Source organism: Nonomuraea candida (assembly GCF_000725485.1).
Lineage (GTDB): Bacteria > Actinomycetota > Actinomycetes > Streptosporangiales > Streptosporangiaceae > Nonomuraea > Nonomuraea candida.
This window is the reverse complement of record NZ_JOAG01000145.1, coordinates 1-731: the sequence shown is the minus strand read 5'-3', so window position 1 is coordinate 731 and position 731 is coordinate 1. Positions and strand designations below refer to the sequence as shown.

At 70.5% G+C, this 731-nt stretch carries 1 protein-coding gene; it reads left to right on the top strand.

Translation table 11 applies throughout. From position 1 onward, the window contains the following. Positions 1 to 39: 39 nt before the first annotated feature. The coding region (locus IO39_RS43430) for a serine/threonine-protein kinase (RefSeq protein ID WP_342671484.1) at positions 40 to 731 on the top strand (692 nt) is incomplete at its 3' end.

Below are 731 nucleotides of genomic sequence, written 5' to 3'. Positions count from 1 at the left end.
GGCCCTTACCGGCTGCTCAGGCGGCTCGGTGAAGGCGGGATGGGCGTTGTCCACCTGGCTGTCGACCCTCAGGGGCGGCAGGTGGCGGTCAAGGTCCTGCGCGGAGAGGTCGCCAGTGACGAGGTCGCCAGGCGACGGCTTTCGCGCGAGGTCGAGACCATGCGCCGGGTGCGCAGCAAATACATCGCCGAGGTGCTCGACGCCGATGTGACCGGTCATCGTCCGTACATCGTGACGCGCTACGTGCCCGGTCCTCCGCTTGACGAGGTCGTCAAGGAGGAGGGGCCGCTCGACCTGCCCGCGCTGGTCAGGGTCGCCCACGGGGTCGCCGAGGCGCTGGCCGTCGTGCACTCGGTGGGCGTGATCCACCGCGACCTCAAGCCGGGCAACGTGCTGATCATGGACGGCGAGCCGGTCCTGATCGACTTCGGCATCGCCCAGGCGGTGGACGCCACGCGGCTCACGCAGACCGGCATGTTCATCGGCACGCCCGGCTACCTCGCGCCCGAGATCATCGAGGGGCAGGAGGCGGGGCCGGAGGTCGACATCCACGCCTGGGCCGGCACCCTGCTGTTCGCCGGCACCGGCCAGCCGCCCTTCGGCAAGGGCACGCTGGAGATGATCTTCTACAACATCACCGCGGGCAAGGCCGACATCAGCGGCATGCCGGCGGAGCTGCGCCCGCTGCTGAAGGCCGCCTTCCAGCGCAACCCGGCCAAGCGGCCCAAGGC